The organism is Pseudomonas sp. 18173 (assembly GCF_050432945.1).
In the GTDB taxonomy this organism is placed as follows: Bacteria; Pseudomonadota; Gammaproteobacteria; order Pseudomonadales; family Pseudomonadaceae; genus Aquipseudomonas.
On record NZ_JBKFTN010000020.1, the window covers coordinates 104,788 to 125,085 of the forward strand.

The 20,298-nt window shown below is 62.0% G+C and carries 21 protein-coding genes; 5 read left to right on the forward strand and 16 right to left on the reverse strand.

The genetic code is table 11. The features are described 5' to 3' along the window. Position 1: 1 nt before the first annotated feature. From imuA to ACLD1X_RS21635, 12 genes are all read right to left on the reverse strand, one after another. Positions 2 to 619, reverse strand: coding sequence for a translesion DNA synthesis-associated protein ImuA (gene imuA, locus ACLD1X_RS21580; RefSeq protein ID WP_429371097.1), 618 nt, complete (start codon positions 617 to 619; stop codon positions 2 to 4). After that, complete coding sequence (lexA, locus tag ACLD1X_RS21585; protein ID WP_429371099.1) at positions 619 to 1,236, reverse strand: transcriptional repressor LexA; 618 nt, start codon at positions 1,234 to 1,236, stop codon at positions 619 to 621. Before lexA ends, imuA begins: the two co-directional genes overlap by 1 nt. Positions 1,237 to 1,380: 144 nt before the next feature. Continuing rightward, positions 1,381 to 1,665 (reverse strand): DUF971 domain-containing protein, encoded by a 285-nt coding sequence (locus ACLD1X_RS21590; protein ID WP_429371101.1) that lies wholly within the window; start codon positions 1,663 to 1,665, stop codon positions 1,381 to 1,383. Then, a complete protein-coding gene (locus ACLD1X_RS21595) occupies positions 1,662 to 2,624 on the reverse strand; it encodes a HEAT repeat domain-containing protein (RefSeq protein WP_429371103.1) in 963 nt (320 codons plus the stop codon). Before ACLD1X_RS21595 ends, ACLD1X_RS21590 begins: the two co-directional genes overlap by 4 nt. Further along, positions 2,621 to 3,469: an ABC transporter ATP-binding protein gene (locus ACLD1X_RS21600; protein WP_429371105.1), complete on the reverse strand. Its 849-nt coding sequence runs from the start codon at positions 3,467 to 3,469 to the stop codon at positions 2,621 to 2,623. The genes ACLD1X_RS21595 and ACLD1X_RS21600 overlap by 4 nt, the downstream gene beginning before the upstream one ends. Next, on the reverse strand, positions 3,469 to 4,251 hold the full coding sequence (locus ACLD1X_RS21605; protein WP_429371107.1) for an ABC transporter permease: 783 nt from the start codon (positions 4,249 to 4,251) through the stop codon (positions 3,469 to 3,471). The genes ACLD1X_RS21600 and ACLD1X_RS21605 overlap by 1 nt, the downstream gene beginning before the upstream one ends. Before the next feature lie 148 nt (positions 4,252 to 4,399). Further along, positions 4,400 to 5,806 (reverse strand): ABC transporter substrate-binding protein, encoded by a 1,407-nt coding sequence (locus ACLD1X_RS21610; protein ID WP_429371109.1) that lies wholly within the window; start codon positions 5,804 to 5,806, stop codon positions 4,400 to 4,402. 237 nt (positions 5,807 to 6,043) lie between these two features. Continuing rightward, positions 6,044 to 6,289 carry a 4Fe-4S dicluster domain-containing protein gene (locus ACLD1X_RS21615; RefSeq protein WP_007946457.1) on the reverse strand — a complete coding sequence of 82 codons (246 nt, stop codon included), beginning with the start codon at positions 6,287 to 6,289 and terminating at the stop codon, positions 6,044 to 6,046. Positions 6,290 to 6,315: 26 nt separating this feature from the next. Then, positions 6,316 to 8,046, reverse strand: coding sequence for a fumarate reductase/succinate dehydrogenase flavoprotein subunit (locus ACLD1X_RS21620; protein WP_429371111.1), 1,731 nt, complete (start codon positions 8,044 to 8,046; stop codon positions 6,316 to 6,318). Further along, positions 8,043 to 8,795, reverse strand: a complete 753-nt coding sequence (locus ACLD1X_RS21625; protein WP_429371113.1) for a GntR family transcriptional regulator — start codon at positions 8,793 to 8,795, stop codon at positions 8,043 to 8,045. The genes ACLD1X_RS21620 and ACLD1X_RS21625 overlap by 4 nt, the downstream gene beginning before the upstream one ends. Before the next feature lie 266 nt (positions 8,796 to 9,061). Further along, positions 9,062 to 9,949, reverse strand: a complete 888-nt coding sequence (locus ACLD1X_RS21630; protein ID WP_429371115.1) for a Dyp-type peroxidase — start codon at positions 9,947 to 9,949, stop codon at positions 9,062 to 9,064. Between the two features lie 94 nt (positions 9,950 to 10,043). Further along, positions 10,044 to 11,084, reverse strand: a complete 1,041-nt coding sequence (locus ACLD1X_RS21635) for an AraC family transcriptional regulator (protein WP_429371117.1) — start codon at positions 11,082 to 11,084, stop codon at positions 10,044 to 10,046. A 208-nt stretch (positions 11,085 to 11,292) separates the two neighbouring features. Between ACLD1X_RS21635 and ACLD1X_RS21640 the strand changes: the two genes are divergently transcribed. Beyond that, positions 11,293 to 12,240, forward strand: a complete 948-nt coding sequence (locus tag ACLD1X_RS21640; protein ID WP_429371119.1) for a SphA family protein — start codon at positions 11,293 to 11,295, stop codon at positions 12,238 to 12,240. A gap of 105 nt (positions 12,241 to 12,345) precedes the next feature. Here ACLD1X_RS21640 and ACLD1X_RS21645 read toward each other — a convergent pair whose 3' ends face one another. From ACLD1X_RS21645 to ACLD1X_RS21655, 3 genes are all read right to left on the reverse strand, one after another. Further along, the gene (locus ACLD1X_RS21645) at positions 12,346 to 13,554 is read right to left on the reverse strand and encodes a DSD1 family PLP-dependent enzyme (RefSeq protein ID WP_429371144.1); all 1,209 of its coding nucleotides are present in this window, start codon (positions 13,552 to 13,554) and stop codon (positions 12,346 to 12,348) included. Between the two features lie 74 nt (positions 13,555 to 13,628). Beyond that, positions 13,629 to 15,023 carry a D-arabinono-1,4-lactone oxidase gene (locus tag ACLD1X_RS21650; protein ID WP_429371121.1) on the reverse strand — a complete coding sequence of 465 codons (1,395 nt, stop codon included), beginning with the start codon at positions 15,021 to 15,023 and terminating at the stop codon, positions 13,629 to 13,631. A gap of 21 nt (positions 15,024 to 15,044) precedes the next feature. Next, the gene (locus tag ACLD1X_RS21655) at positions 15,045 to 15,431 is read right to left on the reverse strand and encodes a c-type cytochrome (RefSeq protein WP_429371146.1); all 387 of its coding nucleotides are present in this window, start codon (positions 15,429 to 15,431) and stop codon (positions 15,045 to 15,047) included. A 265-nt stretch (positions 15,432 to 15,696) separates the two neighbouring features. Between ACLD1X_RS21655 and ACLD1X_RS21660 the strand changes: the two genes are divergently transcribed. Next, positions 15,697 to 17,322, forward strand: coding sequence for an NADP-dependent glyceraldehyde-3-phosphate dehydrogenase (locus tag ACLD1X_RS21660; protein ID WP_429371123.1), 1,626 nt, complete (start codon positions 15,697 to 15,699; stop codon positions 17,320 to 17,322). Positions 17,323 to 17,366: 44 nt separating this feature from the next. Beyond that, on the forward strand, positions 17,367 to 18,407 hold the full coding sequence (locus tag ACLD1X_RS21665) for an FUSC family protein (protein ID WP_429371148.1): 1,041 nt from the start codon (positions 17,367 to 17,369) through the stop codon (positions 18,405 to 18,407). A 15-nt stretch (positions 18,408 to 18,422) separates the two neighbouring features. Here ACLD1X_RS21665 and ACLD1X_RS21670 read toward each other — a convergent pair whose 3' ends face one another. Further along, positions 18,423 to 19,316, reverse strand: a complete 894-nt coding sequence (locus ACLD1X_RS21670; RefSeq protein WP_429371125.1) for a DMT family transporter — start codon at positions 19,314 to 19,316, stop codon at positions 18,423 to 18,425. 136 nt (positions 19,317 to 19,452) lie between these two features. On the opposite strand from ACLD1X_RS21670, the gene ACLD1X_RS21675 reads away from it, so the two are divergent. Together ACLD1X_RS21675 and ACLD1X_RS21680 are read left to right on the forward strand one after the other, a co-directional pair. Further along, entirely contained in the window at positions 19,453 to 19,890 is a 438-nt protein-coding gene (locus ACLD1X_RS21675) for an Lrp/AsnC family transcriptional regulator (protein WP_007973356.1), read from the forward strand. A 56-nt stretch (positions 19,891 to 19,946) separates the two neighbouring features. Next, on the forward strand, positions 19,947 to 20,276 hold the full coding sequence (locus tag ACLD1X_RS21680) for a YceK/YidQ family lipoprotein (protein ID WP_429371127.1): 330 nt from the start codon (positions 19,947 to 19,949) through the stop codon (positions 20,274 to 20,276). The last annotated feature ends 22 nt before the right edge of the window (positions 20,277 to 20,298 follow it).

The window sequence follows — 20,298 nt, forward strand, 5'->3', positions numbered from 1 at the left end:
CTCAATGCCCCACGGCGAAGGCAATCAGTGCCGAACGGGCCAGGCCGCCGCGGCACTTGAGCACACGCAGTTGTGCCGGTCGGGCATCGATGGCGATGCGCAAGGCCGCCGGCGATGGGTTGATCGCTTCACTGAGGGGACGATAGGCGAAGGCCAGGGTCTGGCCGGTTTCCGCCGCCACCTGCAAGCGACGCAAGGCGCGGTCATCGGCCTTGTGCGGCCAGCACAGCACCGCACCGCAACTGCCCGAACGCAGGCACTGTTCCGCAGCCCACAGCGCATCGCGCTCGCCGGCCTGGATGATCGACAACTGACGCAGATCGACCCCGGCGCTCTGCCACGCCTGGGGATACGGCACATAAGGCGGCGCCACCAGCACGATGCGCTCGCCCGCCGCCGACAGCCGCGCCAGCGTCGGCCACACCAGCTGCAACTCGCCCACGCCCTGCCCGGCCAGGAGGATTTCCGTCAGCGCCGCCTCCGGCCAGCCTCCGCTGGGCAATGCGGCATCCAGCGCGGCATGCCCGGTGGGTTGCGGGCTGGCAGCCGCTGGCGCAGGCCGGCCCTTCCAGACCTGGCCAGCATTGAACAGCGTATCCAGCGCAACGACGGCACCCATCAGCCTTGCCTCACCAGGCCACAGAACACGCCTTCGATGGCCAGGTCCCGGTCGGCTTCGACAATGATCGGCTGGTAGGCCGGGTTGCGTGGCAGCAGGCGAACCACATCGCCAACCCGCTCGAAGCGCTTGATGGTGACTTCGCCGTCGAGCCGCGCCACGACGATCTGGCCGTTGAGCGCCTCGGGGTTGCGGTGCACGCCCACCAGGTCGCCGTCGAGAATGCCGTCCTCGATCATCGAGTCACCCCGGACCCGCAACATGTAGTCCGGCACCCGCGAGAAGAGCGACGGATCGAGCAGCAAGCGGCTATGGACCTCCGCATCGGCCCCGATCGGCGCACCGGCCGCCACCCGGCCCAGCACCGGGATGTCCAGCAACTCGGGACGCGGCGGCTGCCCGAGCAGGCGAATGCCCCGGGCCTGGTGCGGATTGACCTCGATGAAACCGGCTTCGGTCAACGCCAGCACATGCTTGCGCGCCACGCTACGGGAGGCAAAACCGAACGCCTCGCTGATTTCAGCAAGGCTCGGAGGCTGACCGTGCTCGGCGATGCGATCGCGGATGAAGGTCAGGATGGCGGTACGGCGGGGAGTCAGAGTCGTCATGGAGTACATTTGTACTCTTTTGGCGTTTTCCTGGCAAGGACCGTGTAGGAGCGAGCTTGCTCGCGAAAAACGTCCAGGCGCACCGGTTCCGCCAATTGCATCGTTTTATCGTTCACGTCCATCGTCGGATCGCCGCCCGGAGCGAGCTCGCTCCTACAGGGGGCCGGTCAGGCTGGAGAGATAAGCCCACGGATAAATCCCTCGCTCATGCCCATCACTGAACACCAGCTGCAGGCCATACCCCTGCGAGTGCAATTCGATCACCTGCACCCGCGCATCCACCATCGGCGCCATCCCCCTCAACCGAAACGCCCGGCACTGCGAACACGGGCACTGCCGGCGCAGTTCGGCGTGGTCCAGCCATTGTTCGCGGCCATCGGGCCAGTTCAGGCGCAGTTGTTGTCTGCTCCGTGAATTACCCACCGCCAGCGGATTCATTGCAATTGACTCAAGGCTATGCGCACGGCCTTGCGCACTTCCGGGTCGCCGTCGTCCTGTGCGGCCTGTAATGCCGCAACGGCCCGCGGGTCGTTCAGTTCACCCAGGGCCAACGCGACTTCCTTGCGCAGGTTGCTGATGCGGTGGCCGAGGGTGTCGATCAGCGCGTCGAGCGCAGGTACAAAACGCAAGCGACCGAGGCTGCGGGTGGCGCGCAGGCGCACTTGCCAGTAATCGTCGCCCAAGGCGTCGATCAGGGCCGGGCCGGCGTCGAGGTGGCCGACCTTGCCCAGGGTGGTGGCGGCTTCTTCGCGGACTTGCCAGGCAGCGTCCCGCAAGGCCTGGCGCAGGGCTGGCAGCACCTGCGCGTCAGACGCCAGGCCCAATGCCCCGGTGGCGGCACGCCGTACATCGGTGTCCGGGTCATCGCTGGCCAACCGCGCAAGCGCTGGCAAGGCCTCGAGTTGCTTGAGCCAGCCGAGCACGCCCACTGCCTCGCGGCGCACCCCGGCACTTTCATCGTGCAATGCCCGTGCAGCCGCGTCGGCGGCTTCGGGGCAACGCAACTCGCGCAAGGCCCTGAACGCGGCAATGCGTACACCGATGTCGGCGTGCCCGGTCCACGGCAGAATGACCCGACCGGCCGCCTCGCTCTTGAGCAGGCTGAGGCTTTGCGCAGCGGCCGCCTGCACCGCCGGGGATGGGTCCGTCAGCGCCCGGCACAACGCTTCGACCACGGGCTCGTCCTCCCAGGCTTCCAGCAACCGCGCGGCTTCGGCACGCACGTCGGCAATCGGGTCTTCGGCCAGTCGATCGATCAACCACAGCAGGCCGTCCGGTTCCTCAAGATCGGCCAACTCGATCAGCGCGATCCGGCGTACACCGGGGTCGTCATCGGTCAGGCGTGGTTGCAGGGCAAGAATGTCGTCGTTATCGGTTACATCGAAGAGTGAGGTCATAGGGCAAATCGCGGCAGTTTGTTTTCAGGGGGAAGGCCGAGCGGATTCAGGCGCGGCAGTTGCCGGCCGTCTTCGTGGCGCAGGAGTTCGAGGCAATGACGCTTCAGGTGCGAGAATTCAGGACGGGTCACCAGCTCCGTGCTGCGCGGCCTCGGGAAGTCCAGGCGCAGGTCTTCGATGATCCGCCCGGGGCGCGAACTCATGACCAGCAAGCGGTCGGCGAGGAACAGTGCTTCGTCGATGTCATGGGTGACAAACACCACGGTGGTGCGGATGCGCGTCCAGATGTCCAGCAGCAGTTCCTGCATGTTCAACCGGGTCAGGGCATCGAGGGCACCGAAGGGTTCATCCATCAGCAACAGGCGCGGACGGTTGACCAGCACCCGGGCAATTTCCACCCGTTGCTGCATGCCGCCGGAGAGCTGGTCGGGCCAGCGCCCGGCAAACCCTTCGAGCCCCACCAGGGCGAGGATTTCATCCGCCGCCTTGTGCCGTTCGACCTTGCCGACGCCACGCATTTTCAAGCCGAACGCCACGTTTTCACGCACCGTGCGCCACGGGAACAAGGTGTGCTGCTGGAACACCATGCCGCGTTGTGGCGATGGCCCCGACACTGGCGCGCCATCCACGTTCAAAGTGCCGGTGCGCGGTTGCAGGTGCCCCGCCAGTGCCCCGAGCAAAGTCGACTTGCCGCATCCGGACGGCCCGAGAATGCACACGAACTGTCCCGGTTCGATCTGGCAATCGAGCCCCTGCACCGCTTCGAAAGCCGCGTCTCCCTCGCCCAGGCTGATCGACAGCCCGCGAATATCGATACGCCCTTCCAGGTGTTGAAAAACGCTCATCAGGCTTTTCCTCGTGGTCGATGCCAAGGTGTGAACAGCCCGCCCAGACGCTTGATCAGCAGGCTGCTGCCCATGCCGAGTACACCGATCAGCAACATGCCGACGACGATGTCGGCGTAGTTCTGGAGGGTGTAGGACTCCCAGGTGTAATAGCCGATGCCGAATTGGCCGGAGATCATTTCCGCTGTCACCAGGCAGAACCACGAGGTGCCCATACCGATGGCCAGACCGGTAATGATGCTTGGCCCGGCCCCCGGAAGAACGACCTCCAGCAGGATCGCCCGGCGCCCTGCCCCGAGGCTTTTCGCCGAGGCGATCAGCCGTGGGTCGACGCCTTCGACGCCGTGCACGGTGTTGAGCAGGATCGGGAACAGCGCGCCAGTGAAGGTGATGAACACCATCGACAGTTCCGACGAAGGAAACATCAGGATCGCCAGGGGAATCCACGCCACCGCCGGGATCGGGCGCAGGACTTCCAGGGGCGGCAGCAACAGGTCTTCGGCCCATTTCGAGCGACCGATGGCCAGGCCCAGGGCCACGCCAATGATCAACGCCGCGAGGTAACCGGCGAATACCCGGCCAAGGCTGCTGCCCAAGTGTTGTGCGAGTTTGCCCGAGTCGCCGAGGCCCAGCGCCGCTTCGATCACGGCAAGCGGGGTCGGTACATTGGCGAAAGTCACCAGGCCGAGGTTCCAGTGGTGGCTGGCGGCGAGTTGCCAGAACAGCAGGCAGAGCAGCAATGAAGCGGCTCGGGAGAGCCAGCGTGAATATGATCGGTACACGATTCGTCCTCTCAACCGGTATCCCTGTAGGAGCGAGCTTGCTCGCGATGGTCGTCAACGATAACGCTGGCAACCTGATGCCCCGAGTCGCTCTCCGGTTCTTCGCGAGCGTGCTCGCTCCTACAGGGTGGGCCTTGGTGTGTTGGGGTTAGCGAACGGCCACGGCCTGGGTCGTGGCATCGGTGAAGTCGAGCACCTTGCCGCCCTGGGCCGTGGCAAATTGCTGGGCCTGGCCCTTGAGCAGGAACGCGCTGAGCCGGCCTTTCGCATCACTGGCAAACCACGCCTGATCCGCCAGCAACTTGATTCCGCTGTCGCTGGCCTGGGTGTACACCGCGCGGATGTTCTTGCCTTCCTGCTTCAGGGCGGCCAACGCCGTGAACGCCAGTTCCGCCGAGGCGTACTGGCGGACTTTCGGCTCGCCGCGTACCCAGATCTCGGCCACGTGGCTGAAGTCGGTGATGGCTTTGCCGCTCGATGCATCCACCGCCTTGAGCGGCGTCTGCGCGTAGTTGGCCAACTGCGCCGTGTAGTCCAGGTTCGACGCCTTGAACGCGGCGCGGATGTATTGGTCGTCGATGAAGGTATTCAGGTCGAGACCGCGATCGGCCTTCTTCAACAAACTCAGGGTATCGATGGCGGTGCCCACGGCCTGACGGTATTCCGGCTTCCAGCTCAGGTCGCGGGTCTGCACGCCGAGGGGGCCATGGAACAGGTAATTGACCTCAGCATCGACCCCGGTGACCTTGGCGATCAGCTCGCTGTATTTCTCCGGTTCAGCCGCCAGCAACTGGTTGGCTTCGATACTCGCCCGCAGGTAAGCGACGACGATTTCCGGGTACTGCCTGGCATAGGTCTGATCGACCAGCGCACCGTGGAAGGTTGGCGCGTTGGCCTGGGAGCCGTCATAAATCTTGCGGGCGAAACCACGGCTCGGGAACAGTTCGGCAAAGGGTACGAAGTCCGCGTGAGCATCGATCTTGCCGGCCTGCAATGCAGAGCCGGCGACTTCCGGCGGCTGGGCGATGATGTTCACGTCCTTGAGCGGATCCCAGCCCTGGGCCGCGACAGCGCGCAGCAACATGCCGTGGGCCGTGGAGGCGAACGGCACGGAAATGCTCTTGCCCTTGAGCTCGGCCAGCGACTGCACGCTCGATGCACTCGGCACCACGATGCCGTTGCCGCTGCCCTTGGTGCTGCCCGACAGCACGCTGATAAACAGGCTGTGCTTGCCCGCCGTTTCGAACGCCACGCCGTTGAACGCACCGGGGAAATCGGCCATGGCACCGAAATCGAGTTTGCCGGCCACCATCTCGTTGGTCAGGGGCGCGCCGCTGGTGAAGTTTTTCCACTGCACGTCGTATTGGGCGTCTTTGTACCGGCCCTCGTGGGGCAGGTATTTGTCCAGCAGGCCCAACTCACGAATCAACAGGCCGCCGGCGGCGCAGTTGATGGTGGTGTCCTGGGTGCCAATGGCAATGCGGATGGTTTCGGCTGACGCCGACAGGGTGAATGAAGCCAGTACCAGACCGGCCAAAGCTGCACGCAACATCATGAGTGTTTCCCCTCGAATCATTTATTGGCTGTTCGTCTCCGCCACGATCAGGGCGTGGTGGGAAACGAGGGGTGTTTTGAAGCAGGCGTCCGGTGGTGGCCGGATGGCGTTTGTCTCGTCTTTACTGGCCTCATCGCTGGCAAGCCAGCTCCCACAGGTTTCGTGGTTGTTTTCACAATCTGAGGTACAGCACAAATCACTGTGGGAGCGGGCTTGCCCGCGAAGGCGCCCTGTCAATCAACGCAATAAATAAGGAATCTCCACTTTCACCGCCCCGGTCGGGCAGTCTTTTTCACAGGGCATGCAGTACCAGCATTCGTCGAACGCCATGTAGGCCTTTTGCGTGGCCGGATTGATCGCCAGCAGGTCCATCGGGCAAACGTCGACGCACACGGTACAGCCCTTGTGGGCGATGCAAAGGTCCTCGTCGACCGTGACCGGTGCGTTGGAGCGGAAGAAAATTTCCTGGGGTTGGTAAGCCATGTTCGCTCTCTCTTTTGTTGTCGGCATCAAGCCGCATCGGCACCGACCCGCAGCCGGTCGTAGGCCTGCATTTCGTCGGCATCCAGCGGGATGATGTAAGGCTCGACGGCTTTCCTGAAACTGCTCATCAAACCGTTTTCGTCCTTCTTCAGGTGGCAATGGCAGAACCAGTCGTTGTCGTTGCGCTGCGGGTGATCGACGCGATAGTGGTACAGCCCCCAGCGGCTCTCGGCGCGGAACAGTGAAGCGCGGGCGGCCATTTCGGCGCAGTCACGGATCATGCTGACTTCCATGGCACGCATCAGCTCGTGGGCGTTGTGGGCCTTGATCTGGTCGAGGTCACGCTGGATGTCGCTGAAGCGTTGCAGGCCGATCTGCATCTTCTTCGTCACTTTCGGCGGTTGCAGGTAGTCGTTGACGAAGCGCCGCAGCTTGTACTCGACCTGGGCTGGCGGCAGGCCGTGTTCGCGATCCAGCGGTGCATAGACCCGTTGTTTTTCCGTTTCGATCTGCCGGGCATCCAGCGCTGAAAACTCACGCCCGGCGACAAAATCCGCCGCGTTGTGGCCGGCGAACCAGCCGTAGGTGAACGCGCCGAGCATGTAGTTGTGCGGCACCGCGGCCATGTCGCCGGCCGAGTACAAGCCCTTGACCGAGGTCTCGGCCTTCTCGTTGACCCACACCCCCGACGCCGAATGCCCGCTGCAAAAGCCGATTTCCGAGATGTGCATCTCGACCATCTGCGTGCGGTAGTCCGTGCCGCGATTGGCATGGAACTGGCCGCGACTCGGACGCTCGTTGCTGTGCAGGATCTGTTCGATATTCTGGATGGTTTCCTCGGCCAGGTGATCGAGCTTGAGGAACACCGGACCGTTGCCGCTTTCCAGTTCCTGGTGGAACTCCCACATCATCTGTCCGCTCCAGTAGTCGCACTCGATGAAGCGCTCGCCCTTGTTGTTGGCGGTGTAGCCGCCCAAGGGACCGGTGACGTAGGCGCAGGCCGGGCCGTTGTAATCCTTGATCAGCGGGTTGATCTGGAAACACTCCAGGTTCGCCAGCTCGGCCCCGGCGTGGTAGGCCATCGAGTAGCCGTCGCCGGCATTGGTCGGATTTTCGTAGGTGCCCATCAGGTAGCCCGAGGACGGCAAGCCCAGGCGTCCGGCGGCACCGCAGGCGAGGATCACCGCCTTGGCCTTGATCACATGGAAGTCAGCGGTGCGGCAATCAAAGCCCATCACGCCGTTGACCGCCCCCTCTTGATCCGTCAGCAATCGGGTGCAGACCAGCCGGTTGGTAATGGTCACTCGCGCGCGCTTGAGCTGGCGGTACAGGACTTTCTTGATGTCGTGTCCTTCCGGCATCGGCAACACATAAGCACCCATGTGGTGGACCTTCTTCACCGCGTAGTCGCCGGTTTCGTCCTTCTCGAATTTCACGCCCCAGCGGTCCAGTTGCTCGATGGTTTCGAAGCTGTGGGTGGCGTAGGCATACACCGCCGCCTGATTGACGATGCCGTCGTTGGCGATGGTGATTTCCTTGGTGTACTGCTCCGGTGTCGAGTGGCCGGGAATGATCGCGTTGTTCAGGCCGTCCATGCCCATGCTGATCGCGCCGCTGCGCTTGACGTTGGCCTTGTCGATCAACAACACCCGCAGGTCGCGGTTGCGTTCCTTGGCCTTGATCGCCGCCATCGGGCCGGCAGTGCCGCCGCCGATCACGACGATGTCGTATTCCTGCTCCAACGTGCTGCGCGTCATGCCTGATCCCCTTTTTGACGATCGATCCGCAGGCGGTACTGGAAGGCATCGCCACGGTAGTAAAGGTGTTCGAAGTCCAGCGGCCGACCCTCGGCATCGTGGGTCAGGCGTTCGATGCGCATGATCGGCGAACCCGGTTCGACGTTCAGTGCCAGGGTCAGGTCGCTGTCGGCCAGTACCGCATCGATGGCCAGGTCGGCGTGCCCCAGGGTCAGGCCGCAGTCGTTTTCCAGGATCAGGAAAATGTCGCGGGTGACCAGGTCGGCTTTTTCCAGACGCTCGCCAATGGCCTTGGGCAGGTAGGTGACGTCCAGGGAAATCGGCTCGCGATTGATCAGGCGCACCCGTTTGATCTGCGCCACGACTTCGCCTTCGGCGACCTGCAAACGCTCGGCGACGAGCTTGTCGGCGGCGATGAACTTGAAGCTGCGCAGGCGGTTGATGACCTCGTAGCCGCGATCGGTCATGGACTCGGCCAGGCCTTGCAGGGTGCTGACGTTCTGGAAGGTTTTCGGCTTGGCGACGAAGGTGCCCTTGCCGTGGATCCTGAAGATCAGCCCTTCCTTCTGCAGGTCGCCCAAGGCCTGGCGCACGGTGATGCGGCTGACCTTGAACAACGCGCCAAGCTCGCTTTCGGAAGGCATCTGGCTTTCTTGCGGGTATTCGCCGTCGAGGATGCGGGCGCGCAGCACCTCTCGCAGCTGGGTGTGCAACGGGACGCTGCTCAGGGATAGAACGTTATCGGTCATGGCAGATCACTTGTTATAACGAGTTATGACGTGATCTTAGAGAAGCGTTGTGCCAGTTGAGAAATACCGAATGCGCATAAGGTTAGATGCACAACGCAATCCAAAACTGTAGGAGCGAGCCTGCTCGCGATAAACCAGAGAACGCCGTGGGGTGTCAGGCTTCCAGTGTTATCGTTGACGACCATCGCGAGCAGGCTCGCTCCTACAGAAGATCGTGTGATCTGAAGAATCAGCGGCGTACCAGGTTCACAGGCTCGCCCGGCTTCTCAGCCAATGCGCAAGGCGCGCAGGTCCGGTCGACCGTCCTTGAGCGGCGGGCACCAGTAGTAGCCGCCGGTGATCGGGCGGCTGATGCGGTACAAGCCGTCGGTGATGCCGTCTTCCAGGCCACTCATGCGGCGCAACTGGGCTTCGAAGGCGTCGAGGGAAAAACCGAAGGCCAGGAACATCAGGCCGGCACGGTCACCTTCGATCCACGGCATCGAGCGGCGCACCACGAAGGCCTCGGGTGCAAAGCTTTCCTGGGCGGTGCGTTTGACGTGGGCGGAAACCGGCGCGTCGTCGATCTCTTCGTTATCGCTCAAGCGGCGGCCCATGATGTTGTCTTTTTCATCCGCCGACAGCGCATGGAAACCTTTCAAGTCATGCTGCCACTGCTGGATCGCGGCAAAGCTGCCACCCACCGTACCGTCCGCGCCCTGACCGACCACGGCGGCGGCCACGGCGGCTGCGTCGTGCGGGTTCTCGGTACCATCTTCGAAGCCGGTCAGGTCATGGCCGCCCATGTGGCGGAAGGTTTCGTTCATCTGCACCAGGCGCAACGCCGGGGCCAGTGCTGCGGTGATGGCGTTGCTGCGGTTGAGCAACTCGCCACGGTCCTCACCGTGCAGCCAGCACCAGAGCGCGTGTTGGGTCGACGGATTATCGACGCCGACACCGGTCAGCGCCGGGAAAGTGCGCAGGCCTTCGATCTGCCCGCCCAGCGCCTTGACCAGGGACTCGCCGAAGCCGACCACCACCGATTTGCCGTCCACCAGGCCTTGCAGGTTATCGAGCGCGACCGGCAGAGCAGCGACGGATTCGAGAGCGAAGAACATATGGCGGGCTTGAGGCGGAACGGGGGTGGCGAGAATGCCCGGCTGGTAATGACTCATATGAACTCCTCGAAAAAAGAGTTCGGAGTTTAACCGGAGTGCGAGGGTTTGTGTGCTGTCAGAGGTCACACAAACCCCTCTCGACACATGGAGATCAGACCGCGCTGGGGCTTTCGCTGCGGAAGGCACTCGGGCTCTTGCCGGTCCAGCGCCTGAAAGCCCGGCGAAAGCTGCGCACGTCGCTGTAGCCGACTTCCTCGGTGATGCGTTCGATGGACATGTCCGGGTTGGCCAGCAGGCTCATGGTGCGGGCCTGGCGCACTTGTTCCAGCAATGTCTCGAACGTCAGGGCGTGTTCGGTGAGGCGGCGGCGCAAGGTGCGACTGCTCATGTTCAGGTCGCCGGCGATTTTCTCGATGTGGCTACCCTCGGCCAGGTCCCGGGCAATCGCCCGTTCCACCGCCTGGATCAAATCCATTTTCCGGTGCACCTGCGCAGCTTCCAGTTCGAGCAGTTTCACGGCCTGACGCAGGGCCAGGGAATGGTGATTGGGCAAGTGAACGTCCAGCCAATACGCATCGATCACCATGCGGTTCTGCAGGCAACCGAAACGCACGTCAGGCCCAACCAGGCGCGAATATTCGCTGAGATAGTCCGGCGCGGCATGCATGAACTCCACGGCCATCGGCTTGAAATCCGCCCCGACCAGCGCCCGGCCGTACACCAGCAGGCTGGCGAAAAACTCCTCGACCGCGAACAACTGCACGTCGGCGAACGGCAAGCGGCATTCAACGTCGACAAACACCCGGTCCCCCGCCTCCTCCACGCTCGACACGACAATGCCGCCGGAAGTGTGTTGATGGCGAATGCCCAGTTCAAAGGCATCGCGCAGGGTCTTGCACAGCGACAGCACATGCCCCAACAACCCCAGCGTACCGAGCACATTCTGCGCGCCGACCCACAAGCCCAGCCCCTGATTGGGCAGGACCTTGAGCGCGCGCTGAATCATGGCCACGGCCTGGCGATAGGAAATGCGCTGCGCCGGGTCCTGAAGGTCTTCAAAGTCAAAACCCAACCCTCGGCACAGGCTCTCGGGGTCGATGCCTTTTTGCTCGGCGACTTCGGCCAGGGTTTGCAGGAGAAACGGCGACACCAGCGCCAGTTCAAAGGTGGGGTCAGTCACTTTCATTTGCATGGGGCTATACGTTCCGGGTCGAACTGCATTCTTATTTTTGTAACCGGTTATGTCGAAGGAAGTTAGCACAGGGTTCAAAGGCTGTCCGCAGAAGTCCCCCTAAATGGCCGCCAATACCCTGCCTTGCAGGGCGCAGACAGCTTATTTCTATGTTGCGGCCCTCGTATGGATGCCGAAAAGCCCGCTAACAATAATAATGAGTACACCCATGATCCCGACCCGCACGACACTTCCCCTACTGGTCATTGGCCTGGCCGGCGCCTGCGCCCTGCAACCGGCACTGGCCACCGAGGCTGGCGTGGACAACATCGGCCCCGGCACCGACGGCTTTTTCGTGTTGCCGCTTTCGCCCGACAGCCTTCCGGACAACATGGTTGCATTCAACCTCTACTACAACCACTACAAAGCCACCAAGCTGAACATCAGCTCGCTCGGCGGCAAGGTGCCAAACGTCGAGATCGAATCCACGGCGGTCATTCCGCGCCTGGACTACCTCAGCCCGGTACGCGTGTTCGGCGGCCGGCTGGCCGGCTACATCGCGCAACCGTGGCTCAAGCAGGAAGTCTCGGTGTTCGGCCTGCCGCAGGACACCCGCGAAGGCATGGGCGACACCACGTTCGCGCCGATCATTCTCTGGGACATGGGCCCGAACCTGACCCTCGGCGCCGCCATTGAAGTCACCGTGCCGACCGGCGAATACAGCGTTGATCGCCTGGCCAACACCAGCAACAACTTCTACACCTACAAACCGCTGTTCTCCTTCACCTGGCTGCCGACGGACAGAACCGAGGTGTCGATGAAGACCACGTACAGTTTCAACGAGAAAAACAAGGACACCGATTACAAGTCGGGGCAGATTTTCCACTTCGACTATTCGGCCAGTTACAAAATTACCGACGACCTAATGCTCGGGCTGAACGGCTACTACCTCAAGCAAACCACCGATGACAAACAGTTCGGCCACACCGTGCAGTTCAATGGCCAGGACGTGAACGACGGGGTGCGCGGCCAGGTGTTTGCGATTGGTCCGGCGCTGCACTGGACCTTTCTCAAATACGCCAGCGCGGAGATTCGCTGGGCCAAGGAGTTCGACGTGGAAAACCGGCCTGAAGGGGAAATGCTTTGGGCCAAGGTCAGTATTCCCTATGCGTTTTGACTGAACTGACGCCTTCGCGAGCAAGCCCGCTCCCACAGGGTGCAGCGTTGCACTTGTGGGAGCGGGCTTGCTCGCGAAGGCGGCGGCACTGACACTGAAAATCCTTCAGGAATACACCGGCCAGCTATCCAAAATCTTCCCACCCCGAACCGCCAGCAAATCCCCGAATTGCAACAACACCGACTCTGTCTGGGTCGGCCGCAAAAACACCTGGTCCTCAACCGTCAGCCCCACCGCCGCCGAACCATTGACCATTTCCTGGTTCGAGCTGCGGCCATACACGCCATTGCTCTGCAACCCCGCTGGCGATTCGAGTTCCGCCATCCAGTTACCGCCATAGATGAAAAACGTCTCGCGCTGATTGGTGTCCCACCACGAAAACAGCCCGGACTTGTCATCCAGCGCCGGAATATTCACCGCCCCGGTGCTTTTCAATACCGGTGTGGCGATGTAGGCGGCAGGCACATGTTCCAGCAGTGACGGCAAATCATAGTGAACGGGCTTGAGCATCGCCGTTCCGACCGACACTTCGCTGCTGAGCTGTTCTTGCTCATGCATGCGATAGCTCGGGCTGCCGGCCGTATTGAGGGTCAGCCCTTCTCGCCACAAGGCGGGGTATTGCCGACGGGTGAAATCGACGCAGCGGTTGTAGATCACCATCACTTTGGCGAACAGTTCTTCGGGCGAGCCCAGAATCCCTGGCACCCCCATGCCCACGAACGGGTCGTAGCCCATGAACCCGGCGAACTCCAGGTGCTGCGGGTGCTGGCTGATCAGCGTCAGCATCTGCCCGAGTACGCCAAGGTCGCTGACGCCTCCGCGATGCAGTCCGACATCCAGTTCGATGTTCACCCGCATCCGCGTGCCCAGCCCCTGGGCCAGGGCGAGGTATTGCTGCAAGCGCTGCGGCGTATCGAGCAACCATTGCAATTGCTTCGATGGGTCGAAAGGCCCCCTGTGCGACTGATAAAACAACTCGGCCGAACGCACCGGCAGCGGCTTGCCCAACAGAATGTCGGCTTCGGGAAACTGCACCGCGTCATGGTTGAGAAAGGGTTGGTGAAACGACATCAGGCGTTGCGTGCCGGCGCGCTGGGCGATGTAGGTCAAAAGCCCCGGTGCCGGCAGTGATTTCTCCACCAGCCGCAGGTGTTTGCCACCGCGCTTGACCGATTGCATCACCACATCGATGTTGTGATCCAGCCGATCAAGATCGATCAGCATTACCGGGCGCATCGGGCCGTGGTCCTTGAGTTCGCGGTTCAGCGCGCGGAAGTAATCGCTGTATGGCGCACCACGGTCACCCGGCCGCAACCACGCTCCGACACCCGCCAACAAGGCACCGACACCTACAGTGCCGAGCAGAAAATTACGGCGATTGACGGCCATCAGCTCACCCCCAGAATCGATGACAAATGCGCATTGAGGAATTTGCCGCTGGGGTCGAGTTCCTGCCTTACCTGGATGAACTCCTGCCAGCGCGGGTACAGTGGCTGCAGGTTTTTCGCGTTCAGCGTATGCAACTTGCCCCAGTGCGGCCGGCCGTTGTACTTCCAGAAAATCGGCTCGATGGCGGCAAAGAAGTTGTGATGATCCATCTGATAATGCTGGTGGACCGAGATCGAACAGCTGTCGCGGCCTTCGAACATGCTCAGGGGAATGTCGTCGGCCTTGACGTAGCGGTATTCAATCGGAAACCAGGTGCGCAGGTCCTTGTCCTGGATCAGCTTGAGAATCTCGCGCAAACACGCCGGACCGTATTCGGCCGGCACGGAATATTCCATTTCGTTGAAACGCACCGTGCGCACGTTGGCGTAGATATCGAACGAGTCGCCCACCCGCTCATCGAAACTGGCCAGGTGACGCAGGCTGTTGAGCATGGTGCGGCGCAGGTCCGGGAAATCACTGCCGTACTTGTCGATTTTCTCGATCAGCGTGACGAACTCGTTGCCGCCCTCCTCATCCGCCGGGACCGGCGGTGTGGCCGGGTCGTCGGTTTCGTTCAGGGCGATCGACAAGGCGTAGTCGGAATGGGTCACCACGAGCATTTCCCAGTGCTGGTTTTCCCGGGTGTTCTTGTCCAGGTCCTCCAGCAACTCTTCAGTTTTGGCGATCCACTGCCGCTCCCGCAAGCGATACGCCGGGCGGTTTTGCAGGCGTACTTTGGTTGCTACGCCCAACGCTCCCAGCGACACCCGGGCGGCGCTGAACACTTCAGGATGACGACTGGTGTCGCAATCCAGCACGTCACCGTTGGCGGTCACCAACTGCAAGCCGCAGACATGCGCCGAATAGGATTGAAAGTTCTTGCCGGTGCCGTGGGTCGAGGTCGAGATCGCGCCAGCAAGGGTCTGGTAATCGATGTCGGCCATGTTTTGCAGGGCCTGGCCAATGTCTTTGAGCGGTGTGCCCATGCGTGACATCGGCGTGCCCGCGGCGAACTCGGCTTGCAGGGTTTTCGCATCGTGATCGAGCAAACCCGAGAAATAGCTCAACGACAGCAAGGTCCCGTCAGTGGGCACCAGTGCGCTGAAGGAATGAGCCGAGCCCACCGGACGAATCTTGCCGGGGGCCTGGCGCACCACTTGCGTCAATTCATCCAGGTTCCTGGGCGCCAGCCTGGCTGCCGGCAGGCAACTCTGGCCGCCCGACCAGTTGCGCCAGGGGATCAACCGTGGCGCGCGCAGCAGTTCGGCCAATGCCGGTGTCGAGCCGAGCGCAGTAAAGGCGCCAATGACGCTCGCCCGTTGCAACAACTGACGCCGTGTCATGTCCATCGTCATGAATCGTACCTTGCCTTGTTGTTATTGGATTGGCTGGCCGGACATAAAGGCAATCAGCGCCAGGAACTGCTCCTGCGAACACTGCATGCACATGCCCATCGGCGGCATGCCGTTGTAGCCGTTGATCGCGTGATCGAGCAGCGTGTCGACGCCCTGTGCCACCCGTGGCTCCCAGGCCTTGATGTCGCCGGTCAGCGGCGCCCCGGCCGCCGGGTTGGCATGGCAAAGCTTGCAGCTGTTGTCGTAAACCTGCGCCAGCTCGGCGTCGGCGGGCCTCGCGGCAGCCGCTTCGCTGCGGCCCGGCGGGATTTTCGCTTCTTCGCCGCACCCCGCCAGCAACGCCGCAAAGACGCACCCCGCCAAGGCCAAACAAAGGCTAGGCTTTTCAGTTAACCGGCTTGCCCGCATGACTGTCCTCTCTATGGGTGCCCGGCCAGCCGGATGCACCTTTTTTGTTGTGATCAAGGAGAACTCAACACTAAGGCACCCCGCGCGGGCAGGTTGAGGGCATTGGGGGCCAACAAGGGGCGCTTCTGAGGCCATGACGGAGGTGTCGATGAATCCGCCATCCATCACGCTGTGCGACAAAACGCTGAGATGAGTCATGACAAGCATCGCTGAGGTCTGCTAAAACGATTCATCAGTGCATCATCCATTCCTGAGGGCTAGCGACATGACCACAGCCAAGATTCTCGAGAACCTGTTCCCAAGCCCCGCCGACATCCCGGAAAAGTACCGCCTTGACGGCCAGACCGAGCAGCGTGAGTACCTGGTCGATGGCGTACTGAAAACCTGGAACGGGCCACTGGCCCAGGTCCGCAGCCCGGTGTACCTGGCCGGCGTCAATGGCGACGAGCAAGTGATCCTGGGCAGCACGCCGCTGCTCGATGCCGAGACCGCCTTGACCGCCCTAGACGCTGCCGTGCGCGCCTACGACCGTGGCCAGGGACTGTGGCCGACCATGCGCGTGGCCGAACGAATCCAGCATGTCGAAACCTTCCTGGCGCGCATGCGCGAACAGCGCGACGCCGTGGTCAAGTTGCTGATGTGGGAAATCGGCAAGAACCTCAAGGACTCGGAAAAGGAGTTCGACCGCACCTGCGACTACATCGTCGACACCGTCAACGCGCTGAAAGAGCTCGACCGCCGCTCCAGCCGTTTCGAACTGGAACAGGACACCCTCGGCCAGATCCGTCGCGTACCGCTGGGTGTCGCCCTGTGCATGGGGCCTTACAACTATCCGTTGAACGAAACCTTCACCACGCTGATCCCGGCGCTGATCATGGGCAACACCGTGGTGTTCAAACCGGCCAAACTGGGCGTGCTGCTGATTCGCCCGTTGCTGGAAGCCTTCCGCGACAGCTTCCCGGCCGGGGTGATCAACGTCATCTATGGCAGCGGCCGCGAGACGGTCAGTGCGCTGATGGCCAGCGGCAAGATCGACATCTTTGCCTTCATTGGCACCAACAAGGCCGCCAGCGACCTGAAAAAACTCCATCCCAAACCCCACCGTTTGCGCGCGGCGCTGGGCCTGGATGCGAAGAACCCGGGTATCGTCCTGCCGGAAGTGGATCTGGACAATGCGGTGAGTGAAGCGGTGACGGGCTCGCTGTCATTCAATGGCCAGCGCTGCACGGCGCTGAAAATCCTGTTTGTCCACGAAGACGTGGTCGAGTCCTTCATCGACAAATTCAATGCCAGGCTCGCCAACCTCAAACCCGGCATGCCCTGGGAAAGCGGCGTAGCCCTGACGCCACTGCCGGAATCGGGCAAGGTCGACTATCTGCATGCACTGGTGGCGGATGCCGAAAGCAAAGGCGCCAAGGTGGTGAACCCCAACGGTGGTGAAGCGCGTGCGTCGTTCTTCTACCCGGCGGTGCTGTACCCGGTCACGCCGCAGATGCGCGTGTATCAGGAAGAGCAGTTCGGCCCGGTCATCCCCATCGTGCCGTACCGTCATCTGGATACCGTGATCGATTACGTGCTGGAGTCGGACTTCGGCCAGCAATTGAGCATCTTCGGCACCAACCCGGTGGCGGTCGGCCGGCTGGTGGACACCTTTGCCAACCAGGTCGGGCGCATCAACCTCAATGCCCAATGCCAGCGCGGCCCGGACACCTACCCCTTCAACGGTCGCAAGAACTCGGCCGAGGGCACCTTGTCGGTCCATGACGCACTGCGGGTGTTTTCGATCCGCACCCTGGTGGCCACCAAGTTCCAGGAAACCAACAAGGACCTGATCAGCGAGATCATCAGTGGCCGCAGCTCGAGCTTCCTGACCACCGACTACATCTTCTGAGGAGAGCCAGCCTGAGTACATCCAGAGCCCAACGATTGCCACCGCTGCTGCGCCGACTGCTGCGGCCGTTGCTGGACCCGTACCGGCGCTACCGCCATGCCCGGGTGATCCATGCGGTGCGGGTGTCGCTCGGGTTGCTGGCGACGATCCTGCTGACCACCGGCATCCACCTGCCCCACGGTGAGTGGGCGTCGGTGACGATGCTGGTGGTGATCGGCGGTTTGCAGCACCACGGCAACATCGGCAAGAAAGCCGCCGAGCGTGCCATCGGTACCCTGATCGGCGCCGGCGTCGGCCTGGCGTTGGTGGCACAACAGGCTTGGCTCGGGATGCCCTGGCTGACCTATTTCGCGATGTCGGTGGTGTGCGGGTTTTTCTCGTATCACGCCATCGGCAAGGGTGGTTACACCGCGCTGCTGTCGGCGATTACCGTGTTTATCGTCGCCGGCCACGGCGACAACCCGGTCACCGATGGCTTGTGGCGCGGGGTGGATATCCTGATCGGCATTGCCCTGGCGCTGGCGTTTTCCTTCGCCCTGCCGCTGTACGCGGTTTATTCCTGGCGCTACAACCTGGCCGATGCGTTGCGCGATTGCGCGAAAACCTACGGGCGCATCATTGACGGCCAGGCCATCACCGCCGACGAACACCTCAAACTCATGACGCGTCTGAACGCAGTGATGGTGCAACTGCGCTCACTGATGCCGTCGGTGTCCAAGGAAGTGAAGATTTCCATGACCGAACTGGATGCCATCCAGCGCAACCTGCGCATGTGCGTCAGCACCCTGGAAATCCTCGGCAACACCCGGCCGGATGCCAATGACCCCGAGGCGATGACACTCCTGCAAACGGCATTGAAAGCCGAGCATCGACAGATTCGCGTGCAACTGATCGGCATGGCCCGGGCCTTGAAATCAGGCGCCGCCCAGCGGCTCAACCGGCCCATGGAATTGCCGCTGGTCAGTCTTGATGTACCGGTCTACAACACGCTGGACGGATATCGCCTGCTGACTCGACAACTGGCCGCCAACGTCGGCGAGATGCGCCAGCGACTGGCCGCGAGCGCGCCGCGCTGGAACATCTGACGCCGGCGTAGCGGGTTACGGCGTGACTGTGCGCCGAAACTTCAGCGACCAGCCTTGTTGCATGCCGGCCGCGGCCAGCAGGATCGCCGCGACACCAATCCACTGCAGCGGCTCCAGGCGATGGCCGAAGGCGAACCAGTCGACGAAAATCGCCGCGATCGGGTAGATGAACGACAGCGCCCCCGTCAACGCCGTCGGCAGTTTTTGAATGGCGCCGTACAGCAACACGTACATCACACCGGTGTGCACCATGCCCAGCGTCACCAGGCTGGCCCACGCGCTTGGCGCCTGCGGCAATGCTGAAAAATGCGCGAATGGCGCGAGCAGCAACACGCCCGTGCTGACCTGGATCAGCGCAATCAAATGCGGTGGAGTGCCGGTCAGGCGCTTGATGATCAGCGCAGCAATCGCGTAGAGAAACGCCGCGCCCAACGCCAGGGCAATGCCCGCAAGGTAATCGCCACCGCTCTCGCCCTGGCTGCCATGGGCGCTGACAATCGCCAGCATCCCGAGAAACGACACGCCCAGCCAGGCCAGTTTCTGCGCGGAGATCTTTTCGTTGAGAAACAGCGCCGCCAGCCCTACCAGCATGAACGGCTGGACGTTATAGACGGCAGTGCCAATGGCAATCGACGCCCGGGAATAGGAGGCGAACAACAGCACCCAGTTGCCGACAATCGCCACTCCGCTGAGCACCGCCAGCAAGAAGGTGGTGCGGGTCAAAATGCCAGGGCGCAAAAAGCCGAAGGCGGCACAAATCAGCAGCAAGGTGCCGGCACCGAACAGGCAGCGCCAGAACACCACATCCAGCACCGGTTGCCCGGACACCAGCACGAACCAGCCGATGGTGCCAGAGATCAGCATGGCGGCTGTCATTTCGAACGAACCGCGGCGTAGGGTTTTGTCCATCATCAGACTCCTGTGTTTATGGCCAAAGTATGCCGATGCACTCAGGCGCTACTCCATAGCAAAAAGCAGGCTAAACTCGAGATCGGCCTTTTTTATCAAGGCCATTGTTAAAAAATGCCTAATTGAGGGTTTCGCCATGACCGACGATATCGACCAGGTGCTGATCACGGCCCTGATGGAAGACTCGCGACGTTCGCTCAAGGCCCTGGCGCAAATCAGCGGCCTGTCCTCCCCCAGCGTTGCCGAGCGTCTGCGCCGCCTGGAAGAACGTGGCGTGCTCAAGGGCTACACCGTAGAAATCGACCCGAAAAGCTTTGGTTATCAACTTCAGGCCATCGTGCGCATTCGCCCGTTGCCGGGGCAATTGCAGGAGGTGGAACGGCAAATCATGGCCATTCCCGAGTTCACCGAGTGCGACAAGGTCACCGGCGACGACTGTTTCATTGCACGCCTGCACGTGCGCTCGATGGAACAACTGGACACCCTGCTCGACCGCCTCAATACCCACGCTGAAACCAACACCGCAATCGTCAAGAAAACCCCGGTCAAGCGCCGCTTGCCGCCCATGGCGTGAGTGATATTTGTTTCAGGTTGAAGTAGATTGACGGTTTCCGGCGAAGGATTGACGGTATGAAAACCACGGTAATGCTACTCGCGGCATTGATGCTGGCGGGTTGCGGCACGATTCAGACAGTTGTGCGCAGTGACGAAGCGGCCGCAAAAAGCCTCCAGAAGCAAAAAAGCTACTGTGGCGCGGTACCGCGCATCTACAGTGGCGTGACCTACGATTTCTGCTTCCTCAATGCTCCCCTCGAAGAGGGCCGGGACGCGCAGGTACATGGCCCTGCCCCCGCTATCGTGCTGATCGATGTGGTCATCTCCGGCGCACTCGATACCTTGTTGCTGCCCTACACCATCTACCGACAGCAGGCCGACGGCAGCATCGTTATCGTCGAATAGCCCTGAATTGCGAACATAAAAA